The sequence below is a fragment of the Telluria sp. LT1R51-2 genome, assembly GCF_059685775.1.
In genome coordinates, this window is sequence record NZ_JCASIM010000001.1 from 910935 (window position 1) to 932843 (window position 21909).

Annotated in this window: 25 protein-coding genes; 12 read left to right on the top strand and 13 right to left on the bottom strand. The window is 61.6% G+C overall.

Annotated features, from left to right (window positions below; translation table 11 throughout):
* Positions 1-76 precede the first annotated feature (76 nt).
* From AC56LH_RS04005 to AC56LH_RS04015, 3 genes are all read left to right on the top strand, one after another.
* Positions 77-424, top strand: coding sequence for a phiTE_015 family protein (locus tag AC56LH_RS04005; RefSeq protein WP_499644241.1), 348 nt, complete (start codon positions 77-79; stop codon positions 422-424).
* Between the two features lie 13 nt (positions 425-437).
* A complete protein-coding gene (locus AC56LH_RS04010; protein WP_499644242.1) occupies positions 438-626 on the top strand; it encodes a DUF1653 domain-containing protein in 189 nt (62 codons plus the stop codon).
* A gap of 61 nt (positions 627-687) precedes the next feature.
* Entirely contained in the window at positions 688-1137 is a 450-nt protein-coding gene (locus AC56LH_RS04015) for a hypothetical protein (protein WP_499644244.1), read from the top strand.
* Between the two features lie 280 nt (positions 1138-1417).
* On the opposite strand, the gene AC56LH_RS04020 is transcribed toward AC56LH_RS04015, so the two are convergent.
* Complete coding sequence (locus tag AC56LH_RS04020; RefSeq protein WP_499644245.1) at positions 1418-2911, bottom strand: leucyl aminopeptidase; 1494 nt, start codon at positions 2909-2911, stop codon at positions 1418-1420.
* Positions 2912-2974: 63 nt separating this feature from the next.
* On the opposite strand from AC56LH_RS04020, the gene lptF reads away from it, so the two are divergent.
* From lptF to AC56LH_RS04035, 3 genes are read left to right on the top strand one after another with little or no spacing between them, the layout of a single operon-like run.
* Complete coding sequence (gene lptF, locus AC56LH_RS04025) at positions 2975-4129, top strand: LPS export ABC transporter permease LptF (RefSeq protein WP_499576769.1); 1155 nt, start codon at positions 2975-2977, stop codon at positions 4127-4129.
* A complete protein-coding gene (lptG, locus tag AC56LH_RS04030; RefSeq protein ID WP_499644247.1) occupies positions 4126-5310 on the top strand; it encodes an LPS export ABC transporter permease LptG in 1185 nt (394 codons plus the stop codon). Before lptF ends, lptG begins: the two co-directional genes overlap by 4 nt.
* Positions 5311-5312: 2 nt before the next feature.
* Positions 5313-5702, top strand: coding sequence for a sirohydrochlorin chelatase (locus AC56LH_RS04035; RefSeq protein WP_499644249.1), 390 nt, complete (start codon positions 5313-5315; stop codon positions 5700-5702).
* A gap of 47 nt (positions 5703-5749) precedes the next feature.
* On the opposite strand, the gene cobA is transcribed toward AC56LH_RS04035, so the two are convergent.
* Genes cobA through AC56LH_RS04065 form a run of 6 tightly spaced genes read right to left on the bottom strand, consistent with a single transcriptional unit; the run spans position 5750 to position 11726 of the window.
* Positions 5750-6469: a uroporphyrinogen-III C-methyltransferase gene (cobA, locus tag AC56LH_RS04040; RefSeq protein ID WP_499644251.1), complete on the bottom strand. Its 720-nt coding sequence runs from the start codon at positions 6467-6469 to the stop codon at positions 5750-5752.
* A gap of 16 nt (positions 6470-6485) precedes the next feature.
* The gene (locus AC56LH_RS04045) at positions 6486-7811 is read right to left on the bottom strand and encodes a sulfate adenylyltransferase subunit 1 (protein ID WP_499644253.1); all 1326 of its coding nucleotides are present in this window, start codon (positions 7809-7811) and stop codon (positions 6486-6488) included.
* The gene (cysD, locus tag AC56LH_RS04050; protein ID WP_499644254.1) at positions 7811-8743 is read right to left on the bottom strand and encodes a sulfate adenylyltransferase subunit CysD; all 933 of its coding nucleotides are present in this window, start codon (positions 8741-8743) and stop codon (positions 7811-7813) included. Before cysD ends, AC56LH_RS04045 begins: the two co-directional genes overlap by 1 nt.
* Positions 8744-8767: 24 nt before the next feature.
* Positions 8768-9484, bottom strand: a complete 717-nt coding sequence (locus AC56LH_RS04055; protein ID WP_499644256.1) for a phosphoadenylyl-sulfate reductase — start codon at positions 9482-9484, stop codon at positions 8768-8770.
* Between the two features lie 3 nt (positions 9485-9487).
* The gene (locus AC56LH_RS04060; protein WP_499644258.1) at positions 9488-10045 is read right to left on the bottom strand and encodes a DUF934 domain-containing protein; all 558 of its coding nucleotides are present in this window, start codon (positions 10043-10045) and stop codon (positions 9488-9490) included.
* A complete protein-coding gene (locus AC56LH_RS04065) occupies positions 10038-11726 on the bottom strand; it encodes a nitrite/sulfite reductase (protein ID WP_499644260.1) in 1689 nt (562 codons plus the stop codon). Before AC56LH_RS04065 ends, AC56LH_RS04060 begins: the two co-directional genes overlap by 8 nt.
* Before the next feature lie 165 nt (positions 11727-11891).
* On the opposite strand from AC56LH_RS04065, the gene AC56LH_RS04070 reads away from it, so the two are divergent.
* The 5 genes from AC56LH_RS04070 to AC56LH_RS04090 all read left to right on the top strand — a co-directional run bounded on the left by AC56LH_RS04070 (position 11892) and on the right by AC56LH_RS04090 (position 15013).
* Positions 11892-12830: a CysB family HTH-type transcriptional regulator gene (locus AC56LH_RS04070; protein ID WP_183550353.1), complete on the top strand. Its 939-nt coding sequence runs from the start codon at positions 11892-11894 to the stop codon at positions 12828-12830.
* Positions 12830-13528 carry a class I SAM-dependent methyltransferase gene (locus tag AC56LH_RS04075; RefSeq protein ID WP_499644262.1) on the top strand — a complete coding sequence of 233 codons (699 nt, stop codon included), beginning with the start codon at positions 12830-12832 and terminating at the stop codon, positions 13526-13528. The genes AC56LH_RS04070 and AC56LH_RS04075 overlap by 1 nt, the downstream gene beginning before the upstream one ends.
* Positions 13525-14049, top strand: a complete 525-nt coding sequence (locus AC56LH_RS04080; RefSeq protein ID WP_499644264.1) for a GNAT family N-acetyltransferase — start codon at positions 13525-13527, stop codon at positions 14047-14049. The genes AC56LH_RS04075 and AC56LH_RS04080 overlap by 4 nt, the downstream gene beginning before the upstream one ends.
* A gap of 30 nt (positions 14050-14079) precedes the next feature.
* Positions 14080-14526: a YaiI/YqxD family protein gene (locus AC56LH_RS04085; RefSeq protein WP_499501561.1), complete on the top strand. Its 447-nt coding sequence runs from the start codon at positions 14080-14082 to the stop codon at positions 14524-14526.
* Positions 14527-14731: 205 nt separating this feature from the next.
* Positions 14732-15013 carry a hypothetical protein gene (locus AC56LH_RS04090; RefSeq protein WP_499648385.1) on the top strand — a complete coding sequence of 94 codons (282 nt, stop codon included), beginning with the start codon at positions 14732-14734 and terminating at the stop codon, positions 15011-15013.
* Between the two features lie 117 nt (positions 15014-15130).
* On the opposite strand, the gene AC56LH_RS04095 is transcribed toward AC56LH_RS04090, so the two are convergent.
* Positions 15131-16024: a LysR family transcriptional regulator gene (locus AC56LH_RS04095; RefSeq protein ID WP_499644266.1), complete on the bottom strand. Its 894-nt coding sequence runs from the start codon at positions 16022-16024 to the stop codon at positions 15131-15133.
* Positions 16025-16170: 146 nt separating this feature from the next.
* Here AC56LH_RS04095 and AC56LH_RS04100 point away from each other — a divergent pair, with 146 nt between their 5' ends.
* Complete coding sequence (locus AC56LH_RS04100; RefSeq protein WP_499644268.1) at positions 16171-16608, top strand: PACE efflux transporter; 438 nt, start codon at positions 16171-16173, stop codon at positions 16606-16608.
* 37 nt (positions 16609-16645) lie between these two features.
* Here AC56LH_RS04100 and AC56LH_RS04105 read toward each other — a convergent pair whose 3' ends face one another.
* The 5 genes from AC56LH_RS04105 to AC56LH_RS04125 form a co-directional block, all read right to left on the bottom strand.
* Positions 16646-18100, bottom strand: a complete 1455-nt coding sequence (locus AC56LH_RS04105) for an ATPase domain-containing protein (protein WP_499644269.1) — start codon at positions 18098-18100, stop codon at positions 16646-16648.
* Positions 18097-18507, bottom strand: coding sequence for a hypothetical protein (locus AC56LH_RS04110; RefSeq protein ID WP_499644270.1), 411 nt, complete (start codon positions 18505-18507; stop codon positions 18097-18099). The genes AC56LH_RS04105 and AC56LH_RS04110 overlap by 4 nt, the downstream gene beginning before the upstream one ends.
* A gap of 109 nt (positions 18508-18616) precedes the next feature.
* Positions 18617-19894 carry a hybrid sensor histidine kinase/response regulator gene (locus AC56LH_RS04115; protein ID WP_499644271.1) on the bottom strand — a complete coding sequence of 426 codons (1278 nt, stop codon included), beginning with the start codon at positions 19892-19894 and terminating at the stop codon, positions 18617-18619.
* Between the two features lie 213 nt (positions 19895-20107).
* Positions 20108-20878 (bottom strand): class I SAM-dependent methyltransferase, encoded by a 771-nt coding sequence (locus AC56LH_RS04120; protein WP_499644272.1) that lies wholly within the window; start codon positions 20876-20878, stop codon positions 20108-20110.
* A 204-nt stretch (positions 20879-21082) separates the two neighbouring features.
* On the bottom strand, positions 21083-21505 hold the full coding sequence (locus tag AC56LH_RS04125) for a hypothetical protein (RefSeq protein WP_499644273.1): 423 nt from the start codon (positions 21503-21505) through the stop codon (positions 21083-21085).
* Positions 21506-21909: the final 404 nt, after the last annotated feature.

The window sequence follows — 21909 nt, forward strand, 5'->3', positions numbered from 1 at the left end:
CGTGCGCTAGTGGTACTATTGTGAAATATTGCGTCCAGGAGTTCATCATCCTGACGCAGATTTGAAAAGGACAGAAATGCGCAGTGCATTTGAAGCATGGGCCCAGCGTGAAGGCCACATCGTTCGCCGCCGCGAAGACAAGCCCGAGGAATACCTCGTTTTCGAAACCCAGCGTCGCTGGGTGATCTGGCAGGCAGCCCTGGCGCATGGCGCCAAGACCGCGGCCGAATCGCCATCGAAGTTCGGCAAGGATGGCAGCCCCGTGGCCGCCATCGCGCCCGATGAAGCGGCAGTGCGCAACAGCGTGCTGAACGAAGTCCTGGACGCGTTCAGCGAACTGGACGAGACCGCTGGCATGGAAGGCGTTCTCAAGGTCATCCAGGGCCTGAAGAAAAAACAGAAGGCCGAGGCCGAAAAGGTCTGAGCTTTTTCACCGCATGCGTTACCGCCACTACAAGGGCGGCATCTATGAGGTGGTGTGCGAGGCGCTGCTGGAATCCGACCACACCCCGGTCATCGTGTACCGGGATGCGGCTGGCGCCGTGTGGGTGCGTCCCCGCGATGCATTCTTCGGCACCGTGACCGCAGATGGTGTCGTGCAACCGCGTTTCGCGCCGCTCGACTGATCCCGCCTCAGTATTTGCGCACTGCTGCCGTTATAGAAGTATCTGCTTCTTGATGGTTGCCATGTCGCCTCTTCTCCGCCCGTTTGTCTGGTCCGCGCTTGCCCTGCTGGGCGGCTGCGCGACCATGTCCGATTCCCCCACACAGCAGCTGGAAGTACACGCCATTCTCGATTACCGCGAGATCGGTGGGGTCGGTTGCATCCTGAGCAATGACGCCGGACGCTGGTACGTGATCGCCCCCGGCCGCGTGACGGTCACGCGCAACAAGGGGCCGCTGTCGATCAGCTGCAAGAAGCAGGGTGTGGCCATCGCCGCCGAACGGGTAGAGGCGCAGCTCAATACCAGCAATCTGGTTGGCAACCTGGTCACCACCGCCGGCATCGGCCACTACGTCGATCGCTATTCCGGCGCCGGTTATAGCTACCCGGCCACGCTGACCGTCCTGATGCAGCCAGCAGAAAAGTCCGCCGCCGCAGCAGGCGCCGAACCGGTAGCGACCAGAATATTCTGACCTGGCTTGAGAAAAGCCGGGGTCAGGTCTGACATTCGGACACGATCTGGACAGTTGGATAGTCGGAACTAGCCGACACAAGCCCATGCTTCTACTGAGAAGACACCATTGGACGCGGCTAATGCTGAGGTCGTGTCCGAATGTCAGACCTGACCCCGGCTGTGTGCTGAGGTCGTGTCCGAATGTCAGACCTGACCCCGGCTGTGACCCCGGCTGTGTACACCGGTTCGAGACGAAAAAAAGCCCCGCATGCGGGGCTTTTTCACGATGCGTGGGGTGCTTACACGCGATTCATCAGGAACGTGGTCAGCAGCGGCACCGGGCGGCCGGTGGCGCCCTTGGCGGCGCCCGACTTCCAGGCGGTGCCGGCGATGTCGAGGTGGGCCCAGGTGTACTTGCGGGTGAAGTTTTCCAGGAAGCAGGCGGCGGTGATCGATGCGGCGCCCGGGGTGCCGATATTGGCCAGGTCAGCAAAGTTCGACTTGAGCTGGTCGTTGTAGATCTCGCCCAGCGGGAAGCGCCAGGCCACGTCGCCAGCCTGCTTGCCGGCCGTGAGCAGCTCGTCGGCCAGTGCGTCGTGCGCGGCGTCGTCACGGGTGAACAGGCCGCTCGTGTGGTGACCCAGGGCCACGATGCAGGCGCCCGTCAGCGTGGCGATGTCGACCACGACGGCCGGGTTGAAGCGCTCGGCGTACGAGAGCGCATCGCACAGCACCAGGCGGCCTTCGGCGTCGGTGTTGAGGATTTCAATGGTGGTGCCGTTCATCGCGGTGACGATGTCGCCCGGCTTGGCCGCGCGACCCGATGGCATGTTCTCGCAGGCGACAACGATGCCGATCACATTGAGCTTCAGGCCCATCTCGCCGATCGCGCGGAAGGTGCCCAGTACCGAACCGGCGCCGCACATATCGTATTTCATCTCGTCCATGCTCGGACCCGGCTTGATCGAGATACCGCCCGAGTCGAACGTGATGCCCTTGCCGACCAGGACCACCGGTGCGTCGTTCGGTGCGCCGCCGTTGTGGCGCAGGACGATGAACTTCGGCGCTTCTTCGCTGCCGCGCGCGACGGCCAGGAAGCTGCCCATCTTGAGCGCTTCGAGCTGCTTGCGTTCCAGGACTTCCAGGCCAAAGCCGAAGTCGTCGGCCAGCTTGCGTGCGGTCTGCGCCAGGTAGGTCGGGGTGCAGATGTTTGGCGACAGGTTGCCCAGGTCGCGCGTGAGCTTCATGCCGTTGGCAATCGCGGCGGCCTGTGCCAGCGCGGCCTTGGCGCTACCGGCATTCGGCATGGCGATGACGACCTTGCGCACGCCGGCCAGCGCCGGTTCTTTCTTGCTTTTCTGCGCGTCGGTACGGTATTCCGCGTCGCTCGAGGCCAGCACCAGTGCCTGCAGCGCCCAGTTGGCGTCACGTTCTTTCACGCTCTCGAGCGGGAATGCGATAATGGCGTCCGTGGCACCCAGCGTAGCGAACAGTTTCAGGGCAGCAGTCGCGCCCGTGGTGAAGTTTTTCTGGGAGATGGTCTCGTCGGCGCCCAGGCCCACGAGCAGCACGCGCGCCGCGGTCACGCCGGCAATGCCGCGCAGCAGCAGGGTCGAACCGGGCTTGCCGTTGATGTCCCCGGACTTGACCGCTGCGCTGATCTCGCCATTCACGTCGAGTGCCTGTGCTGCAGCCGACAATTTTTTATTTTCGAACACCGCCACTGCGACACAGCCGGTCTTCGCCGCTGCCAGGGTGTTTTTTGTGTCGAATGCTTTTATGCTAAAGTCCATTTGGTTCTCCGATTCATTGTTCGCGGCGGACTGCCTAATCTGCAATTATAACGACTCTATTGAATGATCTTCCGACGTTCCCTGCAACGTGAATTGGCAAGCGCCGCTGGCGCGACCTTCACGGTGCTGTTTTCCATTCTTGTCACCTGGACCCTGATCGCCATCCTTGGCCGGGCAGCCGGTGGCAAGGTCGCGTCCGGCGACGTGCTGGCGCTGATTGTCTTTCGCAGTGCTGAGCTGTTGCCGATCATTCTGATCCTCACCTGCTTCATCGCCGTCGTCGCTGCCGTCACGCGCAGCTATCGCGACTCCGAAATGGTCGTCTGGTTCGCGTCCGGCCAGTCGCTGCTGGCGTGGATCCGGCCCGTGCTCACGCTCGGTCTGCCGATGGTGTTCGTCGTGGCTGCACTGTCGCTGGTCGTTACACCGTGGGCCAAGATGAAAAGCGCCGAATTCGTCGAGCGTTTCCAGAAACGCGAAGACCTGCAGCGCGTGGCACCGGGCCAGTTCCGCGAATCGAGTTCGAACGACCGCGTGTTCTTCGTCGAGCGCAGCGCCGAAGGCGCGACCGTCGTGCAGAACGTCTTCGTCAACAGCGTCAACGGCAACACGCATTCGGTGGTGGTGGCCAAGCAGGGCGTGATCGAATCGGACGGCAAGGGCGGCCAGTTTCTCGTGCTGAGCAACGGGCGCCGCTACGAAGGCATCCCGGGCCAGGCCAACTTCCAGACGATGGAGTTCGAGCGCTACAGCATGCGCGTGGCCACGCAGGCCCCGATGCTCGGCGCCGACATCCCGGTGGCGGCGTTGTCCACCCCCGCGCTGCTGCTCGCGCCCAACCGCTTTACGCAGGCCGAACTGCTGGCGCGCATTGCCGCGCCGATCACCTGCCTGATCCTGATGCTGCTGGCCATCCCGCTTGGCTTCGTCAACCCGCGTGCGGGATCGTCGGCGAACATGATCCTGGCGCTGCTGATCTTCTTCACCTATAACAATCTGGTACGGCTGTCCGAAGCCAGCGTCAAGCAGGGCAAGGTCGCCTTTGTCATGGGCTGGTGGCCGCTGCACCTGTTCGCGCTGCTGTGCGTGGCGGGTCTGTTTGCCTGGCGCCTGAATGTGAACCACCCGTACCATCCGCTGGTCATGCTCGGTGCGTTCAAGCGCCGTCTGCGCAAGCCGCAGCCTTTGCACAAGCGTGACGAGGCAGCCGTCGAATGAAAATCCTCCAGCGTTACTTCGCAATCAATATCTTCCAGGCGGTGGCATTCGTGCTGGCCGCGTTCCTGGCGCTCGTTGCCTTCATGGATCTGACCAGCATCCTGCCATCGGTCGGCAAGGACGACTTCGGCATGCAGCACGCGTTCCTGTACGTGCTGCTGCTGGTGCCGGGCAATGTGTACCAGGTGATGCCGGTGGCGGCGCTGATCGGCACCATCTACACGATGGCGCAATTTGCCTCGAGCTCCGAGTTCACCATCATGCGCGCCTCGTCGATGTCGACCCGGCATGCGGCCTGGATGCTGTTCAAGATCGGCGCGATCTTCGTCGTGGTGACGTTTATTTTCGGTGAGCTGATCACGCCGCGCACCGCGCCGATTGCCGAGCGCATGCGGCTGACGGCCAAGGGCGGTTCGATCTCGGCCGAGTTCCGCTCGGGCATGTGGACCAAGGACAGCGTGCACGAAAACGGCGTGCGCGGCGTTATCACGGGCTCGCGCTTCTTCAACGTGCGCCGCATTGCACCCGATGGTCAACTGGAAGACGTGCGGCTCTACGAGTTCGACAACAATATGCGCATGCGTTCGCTCGTGACGGCGGCGCGCGGCACCTATGGCGGCAACAACACGTGGCGCCTGACGGATGTCACCGAGACGATGTTTACCAACAGCCGTGAGTTGCCTGCGCCTGGTTCGGCCGTGCCGGCAGGGCAGACGATCCAGAGCACGTATGGCCAGGAAACTGCAGCGATCGCGACGCGCAAGCTGGCCACCTACACGCTGGCGTCCGAGATCACGCCAAAAATCCTGTCGGTGTCGCGCTCGGACCCCGAGCGCATGTCGGCGTCCGAGCTGGCCGTCTACACGCGCCACCTGGCCGAGAACAAGCAAGAGACCGAGCGCTTCAAGGTCGCATTCTGGAAAAAAGTCATCGATCCGTTTTCGATTTTTGTCCTGATGGCGCTGGCGCTGCCGTTCGCGTATCTGCACACGCGCAGCGGTGGCGTGAGCCTCAAGATCTTCATCGGCATCATGATCGGTGTGAGCTTCCTGCTCATCAATTCCCTGTTCTCGCACCTCGGTGTGCTGACCATCCTGCCTGCGTTCTTCACGGCGCTGGCGCCCAGCCTGTTATTCCTGCTCATGGCGCTTGGTGCGCTGTGGTGGGTGGAGCGACATTAAGCATGACGACAATGAGACGTGGTCTGATCCTGTTTGCCCACGGCGCGCGCGCCGCGTCATGGGCAGTCCCTTTCGAGCGCCTGCGCGACCAGACGCGCGAGCGTGTCGCCGGGGCGGTGGTGGAGCTGGCGTTTCTGGAACTGATGACGCCGAGCCTGCCCGACACCATCGACGCCATGCGCGCGCAAGGCATCGACGACATCACGGTAGTGCCGGTGTTTTTGGGGAAGGGTGGTCACTTGCTGCGTGACTTGCCTGCGCTGTGCGACGAGGTGCGCGCGGCGCATCCGGATCTCACGCTGAACGTCGCCGGTGCCATCGGCGAAGATCCGGGCGTGCAGCGTGCGATGACGGACTATTGCGTCAATTCTTTGGGTACGGTGTCAATGTAGCAGGTAGGGTGGACGGGTATCCCGTCCGCGCGTTCAACGACCAGCCATCAATCCGGCTGGTGCTCGCGCCGCGCCAGCGCTTCACCCATCATGACCAGCACGGGCCCATGACCGGGCTCCAGGCCACGCGCCAGGTCCGTCAGCGTCAGACGCAGGATGCGCTGATCGACGCGGCTGCAATTTTCCACCACCACCACCGGCAGATCGGCACGCCGGCCCTCGGCCAATAGCCGTTCTGCGGTGGCAGCGGCTTCACGCCCGCCCATGTACTGGACCAGCGTATCGGTTTCGGGCAAAGCAGGATGATCCGGTTCATCCGGCGCGGTGCTTGACGTGAAGAACGCCACGCTGCGCGCCACACCACGTTTGGTCAGCGGCTGCTTGGTGGCTGCTGCCGCAGCGACGGCGGTGGTAATCCCCGGCACGACCTCGACCTCGATCCCTTCGGCTTCCAGTGCCCGCAATTCTTCATCGGCGCGGCCAAACAGCATCGGGTCGCCGCCTTTGAGGCGCACGACCAGCGCATACTTGTGTGCGCACTCGACGATTTGCCCGTTGATCACGGTCTGCGCCATCGACCGCTGGCCCGAGCGCTTGCCGACCGAGATTTTGTCGGCCCGCTCGCACAATGCCAGCATCTCGGGCGTGACCAGCGCGTCGTACAGCACCACGTCGGCGGTTGCCAGCAGGCGCGCGCCGCGCACCGTGATCAGGTCGGCCGCGCCGGGGCCTGCTCCCACCAGATAGACTTTGCCCAGTGCCGCCATACCGCCCCTTCGTTGATTATGCGTCGATGCGGATCATACCTGCGGCCACGGTCTGGTGGGTGACTTCGTCGATCAGGATGAAGGCGCCGGTTGCCCGGATCGCATCGTAGGCATCGGCCGCCAGCGGCTGCTGGACGGTCAGTTGTACGCGTGCGATGTCGTTGAGCTTGAGGCCCTCGGCCGGATGGCGCTGTTGCGTGTTCACGTCCAGCAGCGTGTCGATCCGTGCAAACTTGGCCGTCGTCTGGCGCGTGCCGTGCTTGAGCCAGTACTTGCGGCGCAGGTCAAGCGGCTCGTCGGCCATCCAGCAGACATCGGCCGTGACTTGCTTGAGCAAGGTCGCCGGCTGCGTGCTACCGGCCAGCATGTCGCCGCGCGACACGTCCACGTATTCGTTCAGCACCAGTGTGACCGACTGGCCGGCCGTTGCCGACTGCAGCGAGCCGTCGAACGTGACGATCTCTTTCACCGTCGCGCTCTGGCCGGACGGCTGCACGACCAGCGTATCGCCGACGTTGACGACGCCCGATTCGATGCGGCCCATATAGCCACGGAAGTCCTTGGCCGCATGGCCGTTATGGCGCGCCACCAGCTGCACCGGGAAGCGGAACGGCGCACTGTGCGATTCGTCGTAGACCGACAGCGATTCGAGCAGATCGATCAGCGTCGGGCCGCTGTACCACGGCGTGTTCGTCGATTTCTCGACGACGTTGTCGCCGGTGAGCGCCGACAACGGAATCGCCGTGATGTCCTTCAGGCCCAGCGAGGTCGCAAACTGCTGGTACTCGGCCACGATGCGGTCGTAGATCGCCCGGTCGTAACCGATCAGGTCCATCTTGTTGACGGCCACCACGACGTGCTCGATCTGCAGCAGTTTGGCAATGGTCGAATGGCGTTTGGTTTGCGTGAGCAGGTCGACGCCACCGTCTTCGCGCAGCGTGACTTTCGACACGTCGATCAGGATGATGACGGCGTCGGCGGTCGATGCGCCCGTGACCATATTACGGGTGTACTGCTCGTGGCCCGGCGTGTCGGCGATGATGAACTTGCGCTTGGGCGTGGCGAAGTAGCGGTAGGCCACGTCGATCGTGATGCCCTGTTCGCGCTCGGCTTCGAGGCCGTCGGTCAGCAGCGAGAGGTCGATCGTGTCGCCCACGGTGCGCTTATGCTTGGCGCGCGAGACGGCGGCCAGCTGGTCGGCAAAGATGCCCTTGCTGTCAAACAGCAGGCGGCCGATCAGCGTGCTTTTGCCATCGTCGACCGAGCCGGCCGTGATGAAGCGCAGCAGTGAGCGGTTGGCCTTGGTGTCGCCGTTGGCGTTGAGGTCAGTCATGGCGTTCATCAGAAGTATCCTGCTTTCTTGCGTTTTTCCATCGAGGCTTCGGAGGTCTGGTCATCCATGCGCGTCGCGCCCCGTTCGGTGACGTCGGTAATCGCCGTTTCGGCAATGATGTCGGCCAGCGAATCGGCGCTGGAAGCGACCGGGCAGGTGCACGAGATGTCGCCCACGGTCCGGAAGCGCACGGTGCGGTTCTCGACCGTTTCGCCATCGCGCGCTGGCGTCAAGGGTGTGAGGGGTACCAGCAGGCCATTGCGTTCGATGACGTCGCGCTGGTGCGCGAAATAGATCGACGGCAGCGCCAGTTGTTCGCGGGCGATGTATTGCCACACATCGAGCTCGGTCCAGTTCGAGATCGGGAACACGCGCATGTTTTCGCCCGGATGGACGCGGGTGTTATACAGGTCCCACAGTTCGGGGCGCTGGGCTTTCGGGTCCCACTGGCCGAATTCGTCGCGGAACGAAAAGATGCGTTCCTTGGCGCGGGCTTTTTCTTCGTCGCGGCGCGCGCCGCCGATGCAGGCGTCGAAGCCGTGTTCGGCGATGGTTTCCAGCAGCGTGACGGCCTGGGCCGCGTTGCGCGAATCGGTGGCCGGGTTGCGCAGGCGCACCGTGCCGCGGCGGATCGATTCCTCGACGCTGCCGACGATCAGGCGTTCTCCCAGCTCAGCGGCGCGGGCGTCGCGGAAGGCGATCACTTCGTCGAAGTTGTGGCCGGTGTCGATGTGCACGAGCGGGAACGGGAAACTGCCCGGACGGAAGGCTTTCTCGGCCAGACGCAACAGGACCACCGAGTCCTTGCCGCCCGAGAACAGCAGGGCGGGGTTGCTGCATTCGGCGGCCACTTCGCGCAGGATGTGGATCGCTTCCGATTCCAGCGCATCCAGGTGGGCGGCGTTTACTTCGTTAAAAATATTCTCGGTAACAGATGTCATGGCGGTGCCTGTTGTTGTTGTGGCTTAGGCAGCCACGGATTTGATGCGGATAAGTTTGCCGTCAACCACGTGCAGCCCGCATTCCTTCGATTCCGGGTTTTCCCACCACCAGCGGCCGGCGCGCACATCTTCGCCAGGCTGAACAGCGCGGGTGCAGGGTTCGCAGCCGATCGACGGAAAGCCGCGATCGTGCAGCGCGTTGTACGGCACGTTGTTCGAGCGCAGATAGTCCCAGACGTTCTCTTCGCTCCAGTCCGTCAACGGATTGAACTTCTGCATGGCGTGGCTCAGATCGTCTTCCTGCACCGCCAGTTCGGCGCGCGTGGCCGACTGCGCGCGGCGCTGGCCCGTGATCCAGGCGCGTTTGCCGGCCAGCGCGCGGCCCAGTGGCTCGACCTTGCGGATGCGGCAGCATTCCTTGCGCATGTCCACGCTCTCGTAGAACGCGTTCAGGCCGTTCTGCGTGACGTAGCGCTCGACCGCCAGCGGGTCGGGGCGGAACAGGGCGATATCGTAGTCGTACGTTTCCTTGACGCGATCGATCATCGCCAGCGTCTCGGCATGCAGGCGGCCCGTCTCGAGCGAGAAGATCGCAATCGGCAAGTCTGCCTTCAGGATCAGGTCGGTCAGCACCATGTCTTCGGCTGCCAGGCTCGATGCGAACACGGCCGGCGTGAAATCACGGGCAATACGTTCCAGGATCGCGCTGGTCTCGGCCATGCGACGATGCAGATCGCTCATGGGTTATTCCTGGCTAACGACGTCGGCGGTCGGCGCCGGGGTTTCCCGTGGCACGCGGCGGAACAACGGCACCGGATTGTCGATCGACGCCTGGTAGGTTTCCGAAAACACCGACAAGCCCTTGAGCGCATCGTGGATGCTGCGATCCTGGCGGGTAGCGAAGGCATCGAAGCCGCAGCGCTGCATCTGGAACAGCTGGTCGCGCAGCACGTCGCCGATGGAGCGCAGCTCGCCCGTCCAGCCAAGGCGTCGGCGCAGGTTGAAGGCGGTCGAGTAGCCACGGCCATCAGTGAACTTCGGGAAGTCGATCGCGATGACCGCAAAGCGGCCCAGATCGTCCTTGATGCTCTCCGCGCGTTCGTCCGGCGCCAGCCATACGCCGAGCTCGGCGCGCGTCTCCAGTACAGCACGCTGCGCCAGCCAGACGGTCAGTGGCACGATGATCTTGCCAGCCGGGACCTCGATCGTGTCGGCTGCATCGGTTTCTTCAAGACGCAGCACGCTCCAGTCGTCGGCGACGACTTCGCGGCCCTTGATGATCTGTGGGTGAGCGTCAAGCATACTGGTCTTCCTTTGCGGGTTCGCCGGCCGGAATCGGCGTGGCATACACATGTTCCTTGAAAGGGGCGATGCCCAGGCGGCCCACGGTGTCGACGAAGCGCTCACCCTCGATCCGACACTGGACGTAGGTCTCGAGCAGGCGCCCGATGACTTCCGGCATTTGCGGGGCCGAGAACGACGGCCCGATGATCTTGCCGATGGCCGAGGTGTTGCCCTGCGCGCCGCCGACCGAGACCTGGTACCACTCGCTGCCATCCTTGTCCACGCCCAGAATGCCGATATTGCCGACGTGGTGGTGGCCGCAGGCATTGATGCAGCCCGAGATGTTCAGTTCGATGTCGCCGATGTCGTGCTGGAAGTCCAGGTCGTCGAAGCGCTCGGCAATCGCGGCGGCAATCGGCAGCGACTTGGCATTGGCCAGCGAGCAATAGTCGCCACCCGGGCAGGCAATGATGTCGGTCAACAGGCCAATGTTCGGCGTGGCCAGGCCCTGCGACTTGAGCAGTTGCCACAGCGCGAACAACTGGCTTTGCTCGACGTCGGCCAGCACCAGGTTCTGCTCGTGCGTGACGCGCACTTCGCCAAAGCTGAACTGGTCGGCCAGATCGGCCACGAAATCGAGTTGCCCGTCGGTGGCGTCGCCCGGCGGCACGCCGGTTTTCTTCAGCGACAGCAGCACGGCGGCGTAACCCGGCACCTTGTGCGGCTTGACGTTGCGATCGAGCCAGTTGGCGAACGGCTTATTGTCCGGCTGTGACGCAGCCACGTCGATCGTCTCGAGCGTGCGGTAGGCGTGCGGCTGGAACCACTTGGCAATGCGGTCGAATTCTTCCTGCGTCAGCGTTTCAGGGCCATCCTTCAGGTCGGCCCATTCGGCTTCGACCTGACGCGTGAATTCCTCGACGCCCATGGCCTTGAGCAAAATCTTGATGCGTGCCTTGTACTTGTTGTCGCGACGACCGTTCTGGTTGTACACGCGCATCACGGCTTCGGTGTAGGTCAGCAGGTGCTGCCATGGCAGAAACTCGCGGATGACGCTGCCCAGAATCGGCGTGCGGCCCATGCCGCCACCGGCCATGAACTTGAAGCCGACTTCGCCCGCCTCGTTATGGACGACGGTCAGCCCGATATCGTGCACGGCGATGGCCGCGCGGTCTTCGACTGCGCCATTGATGGCGACCTTGAACTTGCGGGGCAGGGCGGCAAATTCCGGGTGGAAGGTGCTCCACTGGCGCAGGATCTCGGCGAACGGACGCGGGTCGATGATCTCATCGGCCGCCACACCGGCAAATTCGTCGGTGGTGATGTTGCGGATGCAATTGCCTGAGGTCTGGATCGCGTGCATCTCGACCGACGCCAGGTCGGTCAGGATATCCGGGGTCTGCTCCAGCTCGATCCAGTTGTACTGGATGTTCTGGCGCGTGGTGAAGTGGCCGTAGCCGCGGTCGTAGGTGCGGGCGATGTGGCCGAACATGCGCACCTGGGCGCTCGACAGCAGGCCGTACGGCACGGCCACGCGCAGCATGTAGGCGTGGCGCTGCATGTACAGGCCGTTCTGCAGGCGCAGCGGGATGAATTCTTCTTCGAGCAACTCACCGCTCAGGCGGCGCGCCACCTGGTCGCGGTACTGGGCGATGCGCTCGCGCACGATGAGGTGGTCGTACTGGTCGTAACGATACATGGGCTTGTTCCGGTAAGGGCGGATAGTGCACGCCCATTCAATAATGTTCCGATGATACGGAGGTCGACTTATATTCCAAACTACGGATAATTTATTTGCTTATATACGTAACCCGAATAAGCATCTTAAAATGCTGTTCGCAGAGCCAACAAGAATATTTACAGAATGAACCTCCACCAGCTGCGCTTCGTGCGCGAGGCCGTGCGCCAGAACTACAACCTGACCGACGCCGCCAAATCGCTGTTTACCTCGCAGCCGGGGGTCTCGAAGGCGATCATCGAGCTGGAAGAAGAGCTGGGCGTCGACATCTTCACGCGCCACGGCAAGCGCATTCGCGGCCTGACCGAACCGGGCCGGCTGGTACTGCAGTCGGTCGAGCTGATCATGCAGGAGATCGAAAGCCTCAAGCGCATCGGCAAGGAATACGCCGCCCACGACAGCGGCAGCTTCACCATTGCCACCACCCACACGCAAGCACGTTACATGCTGCCGAAAGTGGTGCAGGCCTTCATGCAGAAGTACCCGAAGGTGCGCCTGTCGCTGCTGCAGGGCAATCCGAAGCAGATCGCCGACATGGTCAAGAGCGACCAGGCCGACCTGGCGATTGCCACCGAGGCCATCACGACGATCGACGGCCTGATCACGCTGCCGGCCTACCAGTGGGAACACGTGGTGGTGGCCCCGCCCGAGCATCCGCTGTTCAAGTCGCGGGCGATCTCGCTCGAAGAAATCGCCAGCTACCCGATCATCACGTATGATGCCGCCTTCGCCGGGCGCAGCAAGATCGATCACGCGTTCGGCCTGCGCAGCCTGAAACCCGACGTGTTGCTGGAGGCGATCGACGCCGACGTGATCAAGACCTACGTCGAACTGGGCATGGGCATCGGCATCATCGCCGGCATGGCCTTCGACGCCGAGCGCGACCGCGGCCTGCGTGCGATCCCGGTCGGCCACCTGTTCGGCATGAACACGTCGCGCGTGGCGATCAAGCAGGGCGCCTACCTGCGCAGCTATGTGTACACCTTCATCGAACTGCTGACACCGACACTGAATCGCAAGATGGTCGAATCGGCCATGCGCGGTGGGGACAATTACGAACTTTGATGCACAACGATATTTCAATGGAAGCACCGATGGACAAGAATCCGGTTATCGCCTATTACGACAGCATCGCCGCGCACTATGACAACACCGCCGCCGAGGTGGCCGACGAGCAGCTGGAAGACCTGGACGAAGCGCGCGAGCAAATTTCCACGCTCCTGGCCGGCCACCGCATCCTGGAGCTGGGCTGCGGCAGCGGCGCCTGGACCGAGGTGCTGGCCGAAACGGCTGAGTCGATCGTCGCCACCGACGCCAGCGCCGCGATGCTCGAGCTGGCGCAAATGCATGGCGAGGACCTGGACAATGTCGAATACCGCCTGCTGGATGCATTGGCGCTGCCGGACGACCTGGGCACGGGCGAGGACAAGTTCACGGCCGTCTTTCTGGGCGGCCTGTGGGCGCACCTGACCCGCAAGCAGCAGGACGATCTGCTGCAGGCACTGAAAAAGCGCCTGGGCAAGGACGTGCTGCTGGTGCTGTTCGACGACAACTATGTCGAAGGCGAGAGCGCCGTCACCGTGCGCACCGACCTGCTGGGTAACACCCACGAATTCCAGCTTGACGCCGACGGCAAGCAGCATGAGCTCGTCAAGAACTACCCGACCGACAGCGCGCTGCGCAAGCGCGTGGGCGTGGCCGGGCGCGAGATCCGCGTGGCGCGCTGGGAGTTTTACTGGGTGCTGACCTGCCGCTTGAAATGACCGTGCCGTTGCAGCCAGTCGACAGTCGATTCGGGATCGAGCGTGCAACCCGCGAGGATCAGGCGCTGTTGTTCCGCATGCTGCAGTTCTATTACTTCGAGGCGACCCAGTGGAGCGGCGAAGACTTGCTGGCGGATGGGCTGTACGAGTCCGACCAAGCTGGCGTGGCATCCTACTGCGAGCCGGACGGCGTGGACGCAGCCTGGCTATTGAAGGTAGATGGTCAAGCGGCTGGTTTTGTTCTGGTCGAATCGATCCCGTTCGAAGGTGGACATATACGGGAACTGGCCGACCTGTTTGTCATGCCGAAGTACCGCGGTCTCGGCCTGGCCGAGGCTGCCACGCGCATGATCGTGCCGGGTCACGCAGGGCCGTGGTTGATTGCGGTGTTTCGCAAGGATGTACGTGCGCTGCGTTACTGGCAGGGCGCATTTACCCGATTGCCGTTCAGGTCGGTCCACCCCGGGCCACACCATGAGCTTTTTCACCAGTTCATCATCAATGGTGATGTGCCCGACTGATTTCTCAGAACCACTCACTTTATTCTTATCATGCACATCTGGGTCGATGCCGATGCCTGTCCTGGCGTCATCAAGGACATCCTGTTCCGGGTAGCGGAGCGCACCCAGTTGCCTGTCACGCTCGTGGCGAATCAGTTGATGCGCGTGCCGGGCTCGCGCTTCATCCGTGCGCTGCAGGTGCCGGCCGGCGCCGATGTGGCCGATGCCGAGATCGTCGAGCGCGTCAGTCCCGGCGACATCGTCGTCACCGGCGACATTCCACTGGCAGCGCTGGTGCTGGAGAAGGGTGGCCTGCCGCTCAATCCGCGCGGCGACTGGTACACCAAGGACACGATCGCGCAGCAATTGACGATGCGCGCCTTCATGGAAGAACTGCGTGGCAGCGGCGTCGATACGGGTGGGCCGGCGGCGTTCAGCCAGGCTGACAGCCGCAATTTTGCCAATGCGCTCGATCGCGCGCTGGCGAAGCGGAAATAAATCCCATTTTGCCGATGACGGGTTCCCGATAAACTGCGACGCCTGCATCGCCGTGCCGGCAAACGCGCTGGCTGCGATCGTACCCAAGAAATGTAAGCATTTGTTAAGTCGGTCAACAGCTTGGCCAGCTCATCGTTGATTGGTTAGTCGCATGGAAAACATGCACTTCCAAACAACCCACCCAAGGAGCTGCACCGTGAAAAAAATGACTGTTACCCTGATCGCCGGTCTGTTCGCCACCGCTGCCTTCGCCCAGACGCCAGCCACGCATTCGTCGTCAGCAACGCCAGAAGCACACGCGACTACCGACACCAAGACCCCGAAAGCCGCATTTGTCCCTAACGAGAATCTGAAGGGCAGCACGCAAACCGACGGCAAGCTGGTCAAAAAGGTCAGCAAGGCCGATGCGAAAGCGGTAGCGCAAGCCGACAAGGAAGCCAAGGCAACGGCGAAAGCCGAGAGCAAGGGCGACGTCAAGGCAAAGTAAGGGCGCGGGGATCGGTGCAAACCGGGACCCACAGAACACCTGTATCAGAGGCGGCAAGAACGGATCATCGTTTGGCCGCATGAAAAAACCCGCGAATGCCGCGGGTTTTTTTACGTATCAACCCTCACCCTCGTGGTACTGCGCGAACAGCGACCCCACGAAATCGACCACCGCCCTGACGCGCGCAGTCGTTCGCACCGTGCGATGCATCGAGAGCCAGATGGCCTGGTCCAATTCGGGAATATGCGGGATTGCCGTGACGAGGCCATGGGCTTCGCTTGCCAGAAACGAGGCCAATACACCCAGGCCGGCGCCATGCGTCACACCATCAAGGATGCCAAGGCCATAGCTGCAGCGCATCCAGGGTGCAGGCGCACCGGGCAGCGCCCGTAACCACCGGTCGGACTGGAACTCGGCACGTGGCTCGTCGAAGCCCACGAATGGCACGCCGGTCCAGTCCTGGTTCGCTATTGCGGCAGCGTAACGCATTGCAATCGCCTGACTGCCATACAGTCCAAACGACAGCGTGCCGACCTGGCGCGCCACCAGGTCGAGCTGTTCGGGCCGGTAAGGGCGGATGGCGATATCGGCCTCTCGCCGTGCCAGGTTGTAGGGCCGGTGGGAGGTCACGATCTCGACCTCCACATCCGGATACGCGTCATGAAACGGTGCAAAGCGGGTCGTAAGGAAGTACGAGAGCCATTCGTCGGTATTGATGCGTACCACGCCCGACGCAGAACTTGCATTCTGCCGCGCCTGTGCATGCTCGACTTCCAGCGCGATATCGCTCATCTGTTCGGCCAGTGCGAACATGTCCACGCCAAACGTCGTTGGAACGCAACCACCTTGATGGCGCTCGACCAGCTTCTGGCCGACCGCCTCCTCGAGCTGGTCGAGCCTTCGCGACAGTGTGGCAGGACTCAATCCCGCCCTTCGCGCAGCACCGCGCAACGTGCCTTCCTGCGCAATCAGTGCCAGCAAGCGCAGGTCGTCCCAATTTAGGTGTTTCATATTTGCACCATGATGCCTCAGTTTCTTGGCTATGTGTGCATTTATAGACTATGGGATGATCTTGCCTTGCTTTGCCGGTCCAGCGTTTGAACCTATTGCTCAACATCTGCCTGCCGCAAGCCCCACCAACAATAACAAGGATTTACATGCGTACATTCGCCGATCGCGTGCGGCACGCGCTTCTTTTCGAGGGAGTAGCTCTGGCCATCTTTATCCCAGGATCTGCCGTCCTGTTCGACCAGCCCGTGCAGGACATGGGGGTCATCGGCATTTTCTCGGCCACCATTGCCACACTCTGGAATTTCGTGTTCAACGTTGGATTTGACCGCGCCATGCTGCGACTGCGCGGCAGCGTCGAAAAGACGATGGCGATCCGGATCGCGCATACGTTCCTGTTCGAAGCGGGCCTGGTTGCCATGCTGATCCCGCTGATCGCCTGGTATCTGGGGATTGGCCTGTGGGCTGCGCTGCTGATGGATATTGCTATCGTGACGTTTTATCTGGTCTACGGCTTCCTGTTCAATCTTGCATATGATCGCTTGTTTCCCGTTGCCCGCGTGACAGCACCCGCGCAGCCCTGCTGATTATCGAGCGCATTGCCAGGCGCAGATAGACCGCCTGTCAGCCTCGCCCATGCAGGCGCGGCTGCCCCGTCAGGATGCCTTCATAGTGCTCCAGCGTGTCGCCGACGTGGATGTCGCCATCGTGGATGTCGTAGAAGTGCAGGTGATCGCTATGTGCGCTAGCGCGCACCTTCACCACCGACAGCACCCGGCGCAGGCGGCCGTGCAGTTCGATATAGCGCTGCATCAGGATCGCATCGGCCAGGAAGGCATTGCCGTACGTTGAAAAGCGCAGGTCGGTGTAGCGGTCTTCGGTCTCGGCGGTCATCAGGACCGTCACGCCCAGCTGCGTCAACGAGGCCACCAGCCGGTAGAGCGACTCGCGGAAATCTTCGCGAAATACCGAGGCGAGTGCCATTTCGAAGCCGGACAGCGAATCGATGACGACCCGTTTCGCTTTCATCCTGATGATCATTTCGATCAGGTCATGCAGGATTTCGTCGAGCGACAAATCGAGCGTGCGCGTGTTGATCACGCCGGCGCTGCCGCTCTCGACCAGCGCATCGAGCCGCTGGCTCATCAGCTGATTCGGACTTTTTTCAAATGCCGCGATGATCCCCGGCTCGCCGGCGCGGGCACCTTCTTCGAGAAATTGGGTGGCCAGTACCGTCTTGCCGGAACCCGACGGGCCGACGACCAGCATCGAATAACCGGCCGGCAGTCCACCGCCGAGCATCGTGTCGATCGCGGGCACCCCCATCGACAGGCGCTGTGTCGGCTTGAAGCGCACCGGCGCGCCGAGGCCTTGCCCGACCATCGCGCGCGGGAAGATGCGCAGGCCCTGCTCGTCGATGCGGAACGTGTGCATGCCCAGGCGTTGGGCGTGGCCGCGCAGCTTGACGACCTGGATCTTGCGCACCAGGGCGTCGCGGTGTACCAGCTGGGACAGCCAGATGATGCCATCGGCAACGGTGAACACGGGACTCGACTCTTGTTCGGGCACCAGGTATTCGCCAATCAGGAACGTCGTCGCCAGCCAGCTTGTCATCTGCATGCCCAGTTGCTGGACAAAATGCTGCAAGCCTGCCGGACCGTCATCAAGGCCGCGTGCGGTCTGCATGACGGAGCGGAATGAATCGACAAACACCAGGCTCGCGCCAAAGGCGCGGACTTCTTCCGTGATGCGAACGAGCACGGCATCGAAATTTCCCTCGAGCAGATCGGCCGAAAGGTTGACGAACCTGATCGAGTCATCGATTTTTTCGGGGTCGAAGAACGGGAACTGTTGCTGATAGCGCAGCATCTTGAGCGCGGGTTCGCCCAGTACGGTGAAGAAAATGGCACGTCGCGCCGGACTGGCCAGTGAAAACATCATCTGGTGCGCCATCGTCGTCTTGCCGCTGCCGGGCGTTCCGGCAAGCAGGTTGAACGAAAATTCGGGCACGCCGCCGCCCAGCAAATCATCGAGTCCGGGCACACCGGTCGGCAGCAGGCGGATAGTTACTTTGTTCATTTTGATGGCTCCGGTACATCTTCTACAGCGAGCGTCTTCCAGGCGGAAAGGAGGATGCGATTGGTTACGAGTTCGCCGACCAGCAGGACCAGCGTGTCGGCGAAAATATGCAGCAATGCGGCGCTGGCGTGTTCCGATTCCTGGATGTCGCGGCTCGCCAGCAGGGTCGACAGATGGGTGAGTGCGCCCGTGTCGGCGTGCTGCTTCTCAGCCAGCCATGGATGGCGTGGTGCGAGTTCGTGCATGCATCTGACCAGCAGCGATGCAAACCCCTGGTCACCGATGATCTTGCCGAGCGCTGCTGCGATGCTCTTCCACAATGTCACGCTGGATTCACCGCGTTGTGCAAGCACCAGCACGGCGCGCTCGATCAGCGCGTGTCGCTGGAGGGTGAGGGGAGCCGTCATGGACATTTCCTGGAAATAATTCGGCCTGATGGTGACGCAGCGAGAACGATTCTCCGATGCGTTGGGGGCAGGGCTTCAGGCGGGACGTTGATGAAACTACGCGAGACGATCACACGGAGGACTGCGGTGCATGCGCTGTCTTGAGAGGCACGGAAGCGACCAACTGTAACAGGTTATCAATATTCATCGGCTTCACCAGATGCTCGTCGAATCCGGCCGCCAGCGCGCGCGACCGGTCTTCGAGCTGGCCGTAACCCGATATGGCGACGCAGAAAGGCGCAGCCTGGGCCAGGGTGGCGCGCAAGGTCCGGACCAGATCGTAGCCAGTCATCCCTGGCAGGCCGATATCGCACAGGACCACATCGAATGCGCCGGTACATGCCAGTGCGAGTCCGGCAACGCCATCGAACGCCTTGATCACGGTGTGGTTCTCCGAACACAACACCATCTCCAGCATCGCGCTGGCATCCTGGTTGTCTTCGACCAGCAGAATGTGGTGGCGCAATGTGGGCAGCGGGGTGTCAGGCTCCACGGCAAGGGGCGCATCGGTCACCTCGAGCAGCGGCAGCCTCACCGTGAAGACCGTGCCGTGGCCTAATCCGGGACTGGCTGCGCTGACGCTGCCGCCATGCATCTCGACGACATTGCGGACGATATTCAAGCCGATTCCCAGGCCACCCTGGGAGCGGGCCAGTGTCTTGGGACCCTGCGTGAACAGCGTGAAGACAGTGGGCAAGACGTCGGCAGCAATGCCGTCGCCGTCATCTTCGACCGTCACGACCACGTCACTACCGATCACGCAGGCCCGAAGACAAATGCTGCCGCCGATTGGCGTGAATTTCGACGCGTTGACCAGCAAGTTCGAGAACACTTGCGCCAGCCTGACACCATCGCCGAACACCCGGATGGCGCGATCGGGTATCTCGATGATCAACTGCTGCCTGCGCTCATTGACACGCGCCTGCACGGTGTCCACCGCATTGGCCAGCTGCTCGGCAACCAGCAGCGCCTGCTTGTGCAGTTCGATCTTGCCACTGCTGATGCGCGCCGCGTCGAGTAAGTCGTCCAGCAAGCGGGAGAGTTGTCCCACCTGGCGGTCAATGATGGTCTTGATGTGTATCAGCTCGATCGATGGGGCGGGCATCCTGCCCAGCATCGCGCTGGCCATGCTGATCGGCGCGAGCGGATTGCGCAACTCATGGGCCAGCATTGCTAGAAATTCGTTCTGGCGCCGGTTTGCGGCTTCCGCTTGCGCGCGCAAGTCTTCAGCATCGAACGTTGCCAGCAGCAGATGCTGGTTGGCGCTGCACAGGATGGCATTTTGCTCGATCAGCGCATCGTGCACGCCGTCGGCGTCATGCAGCGGCGCTGGCGTGGTCATCGGCATAGGTAGGTTATTGATTCCTGGTTATGTTGACCATCGGCTACTATTGGTCTCAATAAACGGCCATCATACAACCTAAAGGCACGTTGGCAACAGATATTGGCTGAATGATGACTTTTGCCGTGATTTCAATGCAATCGATCGCGCGCTGGGTAAGTAAAAATAGATCAGGTCTCCTACAAAGCAAGTTGTCATGGAGGCGACTTGCCACCTTACTCAATCGATGCGAGCCGGCCGTCGCACTGCGTCGAAGTAGTGATTGTTACCCTCGTCCATGCACGTGTTGTTGAGTTGCATGCCGGCCTCGTCGAGCAATCGCTTGTATTGCGCTTTACCAAGCGACACAGAACGCTGTCCGGTCAGCACGTCCTCCCACTCGCACTTCTGATGTGGTGCAGTAAACAAGAAACGGGCACCTGGTCCGAGCGCTTCTGCTACTTTGTTGATCAGCTTCCGCTGGTCGTCTTCCGATAGCAGAAACATCAGTCCGATTGCCAGGACGCCGTCGAAGCTTCGACCGAAAAAGGTACTGTCCTGCACGGTTTCACACGCTGCATGGGCATCGCCAAATCGCCGTGCAAACATGGACACCAAGGTCGGAGAGGCGTCGATGCCAAACACCGTCAAACCCTGTTCGACGAGTGTCGAGGAAACCGGGAAGCCCGATCCGCAGCCGACATCCAGGACCTCGCTGCCCGACGGCAAAGCACTTGCCCAGCGCCGGATGACATCGCGACCGGCGTCAGAACGAACCGCGGCGAACGCTGAAGCGATATGTTCCCAGCCATCGTCCTGATTGTTGATCGCCACGAATCTCCGGTCAGTTGATGGGTTAGCCTTGACCAGTAGCGGCAGCCTGGCAGCGATCGACCCGGGGCAGCAGTCGTAAAACGCTGTCAGGTCGCGCGGTATCTGGCCTGATTTGACGATGAGTTTACCTGGACCGTGCTCAAATTGGGATTGCCGCGTGCCATCAAGACTCGCCACTCGCCACTTGCCTCCATCATTGGCAGCGAAAACACAACGCTTGGGCGTTGTGTTTTCAACGTACGCGAAGATCGTTGCGCCTTACTGGAAAATCTGGTGGCGAATCAAGTCGGAATAACGCGGCAACCCGCTGTATTGAGAAGCCGCATTGTGCTTGATTCGCAGAGAGTCCTTGGCTGGGCAGTGGCCAGTCATGGTCCTGCACTAGCGCTGCGCAACAGCCGATGAGATCACCACCATATCAGCGAGGCGCGGGTCTGGCGCGTAGGTCATGAGCATGTCGTCGCCGGATTCGCCAAGATTGAATTCCATGGTGACCCGGCCATCTCCGGACACAAATTTGTAGGGGCCGACAGCAAGAAGACGCATCGGTTGCTGTTGATCGATTTTAGTATCGATCGTGCGGGTACCCGGCCGTACTTTCAGATGCCAACCATTCACCAGGTCGTAGGTTCCGGCAATTTGCCGGGCTTGTTCTTGTCTGATTCGAAACGGCTTCGCTGCTGCACTGACAACCACGGCCGTAATGGGCGCGGTGTCATTTTGTGGATATGGCCCAGTCTGCGCACCAGACGTTGGGGCAAGAAGAAACAGGGCTGCGGGAAGCAAAACAGATGAAATGCGCATGATATTTCCTTATGAAATATAGGCAGAGGCGCCTGTTCTGGCATTGCGCAAGAAGGGCGTGATGCCTTGTCGGCGGGAAAACCGTGACCACGTCTGAGTCTGTCGTGAGTCAGAATTGAGTGTAGGTCGCCTGCGTTGAACGGCAATCGTAAATACACCATCCTGATTAAATTGACTATTGGCTCAAAAAGTCAGATGCAAACGACATGACACACGATTCGTCTGGTCATTTTCAGATTCGTATCAAATCCAGGGAGCTGAGCGGTAATATCCCGCAAAGCGAGGCAGCCGGCGTATATCCAATCAGGCTCGCCGCAATGAAAAATGCCGGCAGCGCCGGCATCAAACGTTCCCACGGACGCAGGAACGGACAGCGTCCGTCACACGCCGCCGTTGGCAGCGTG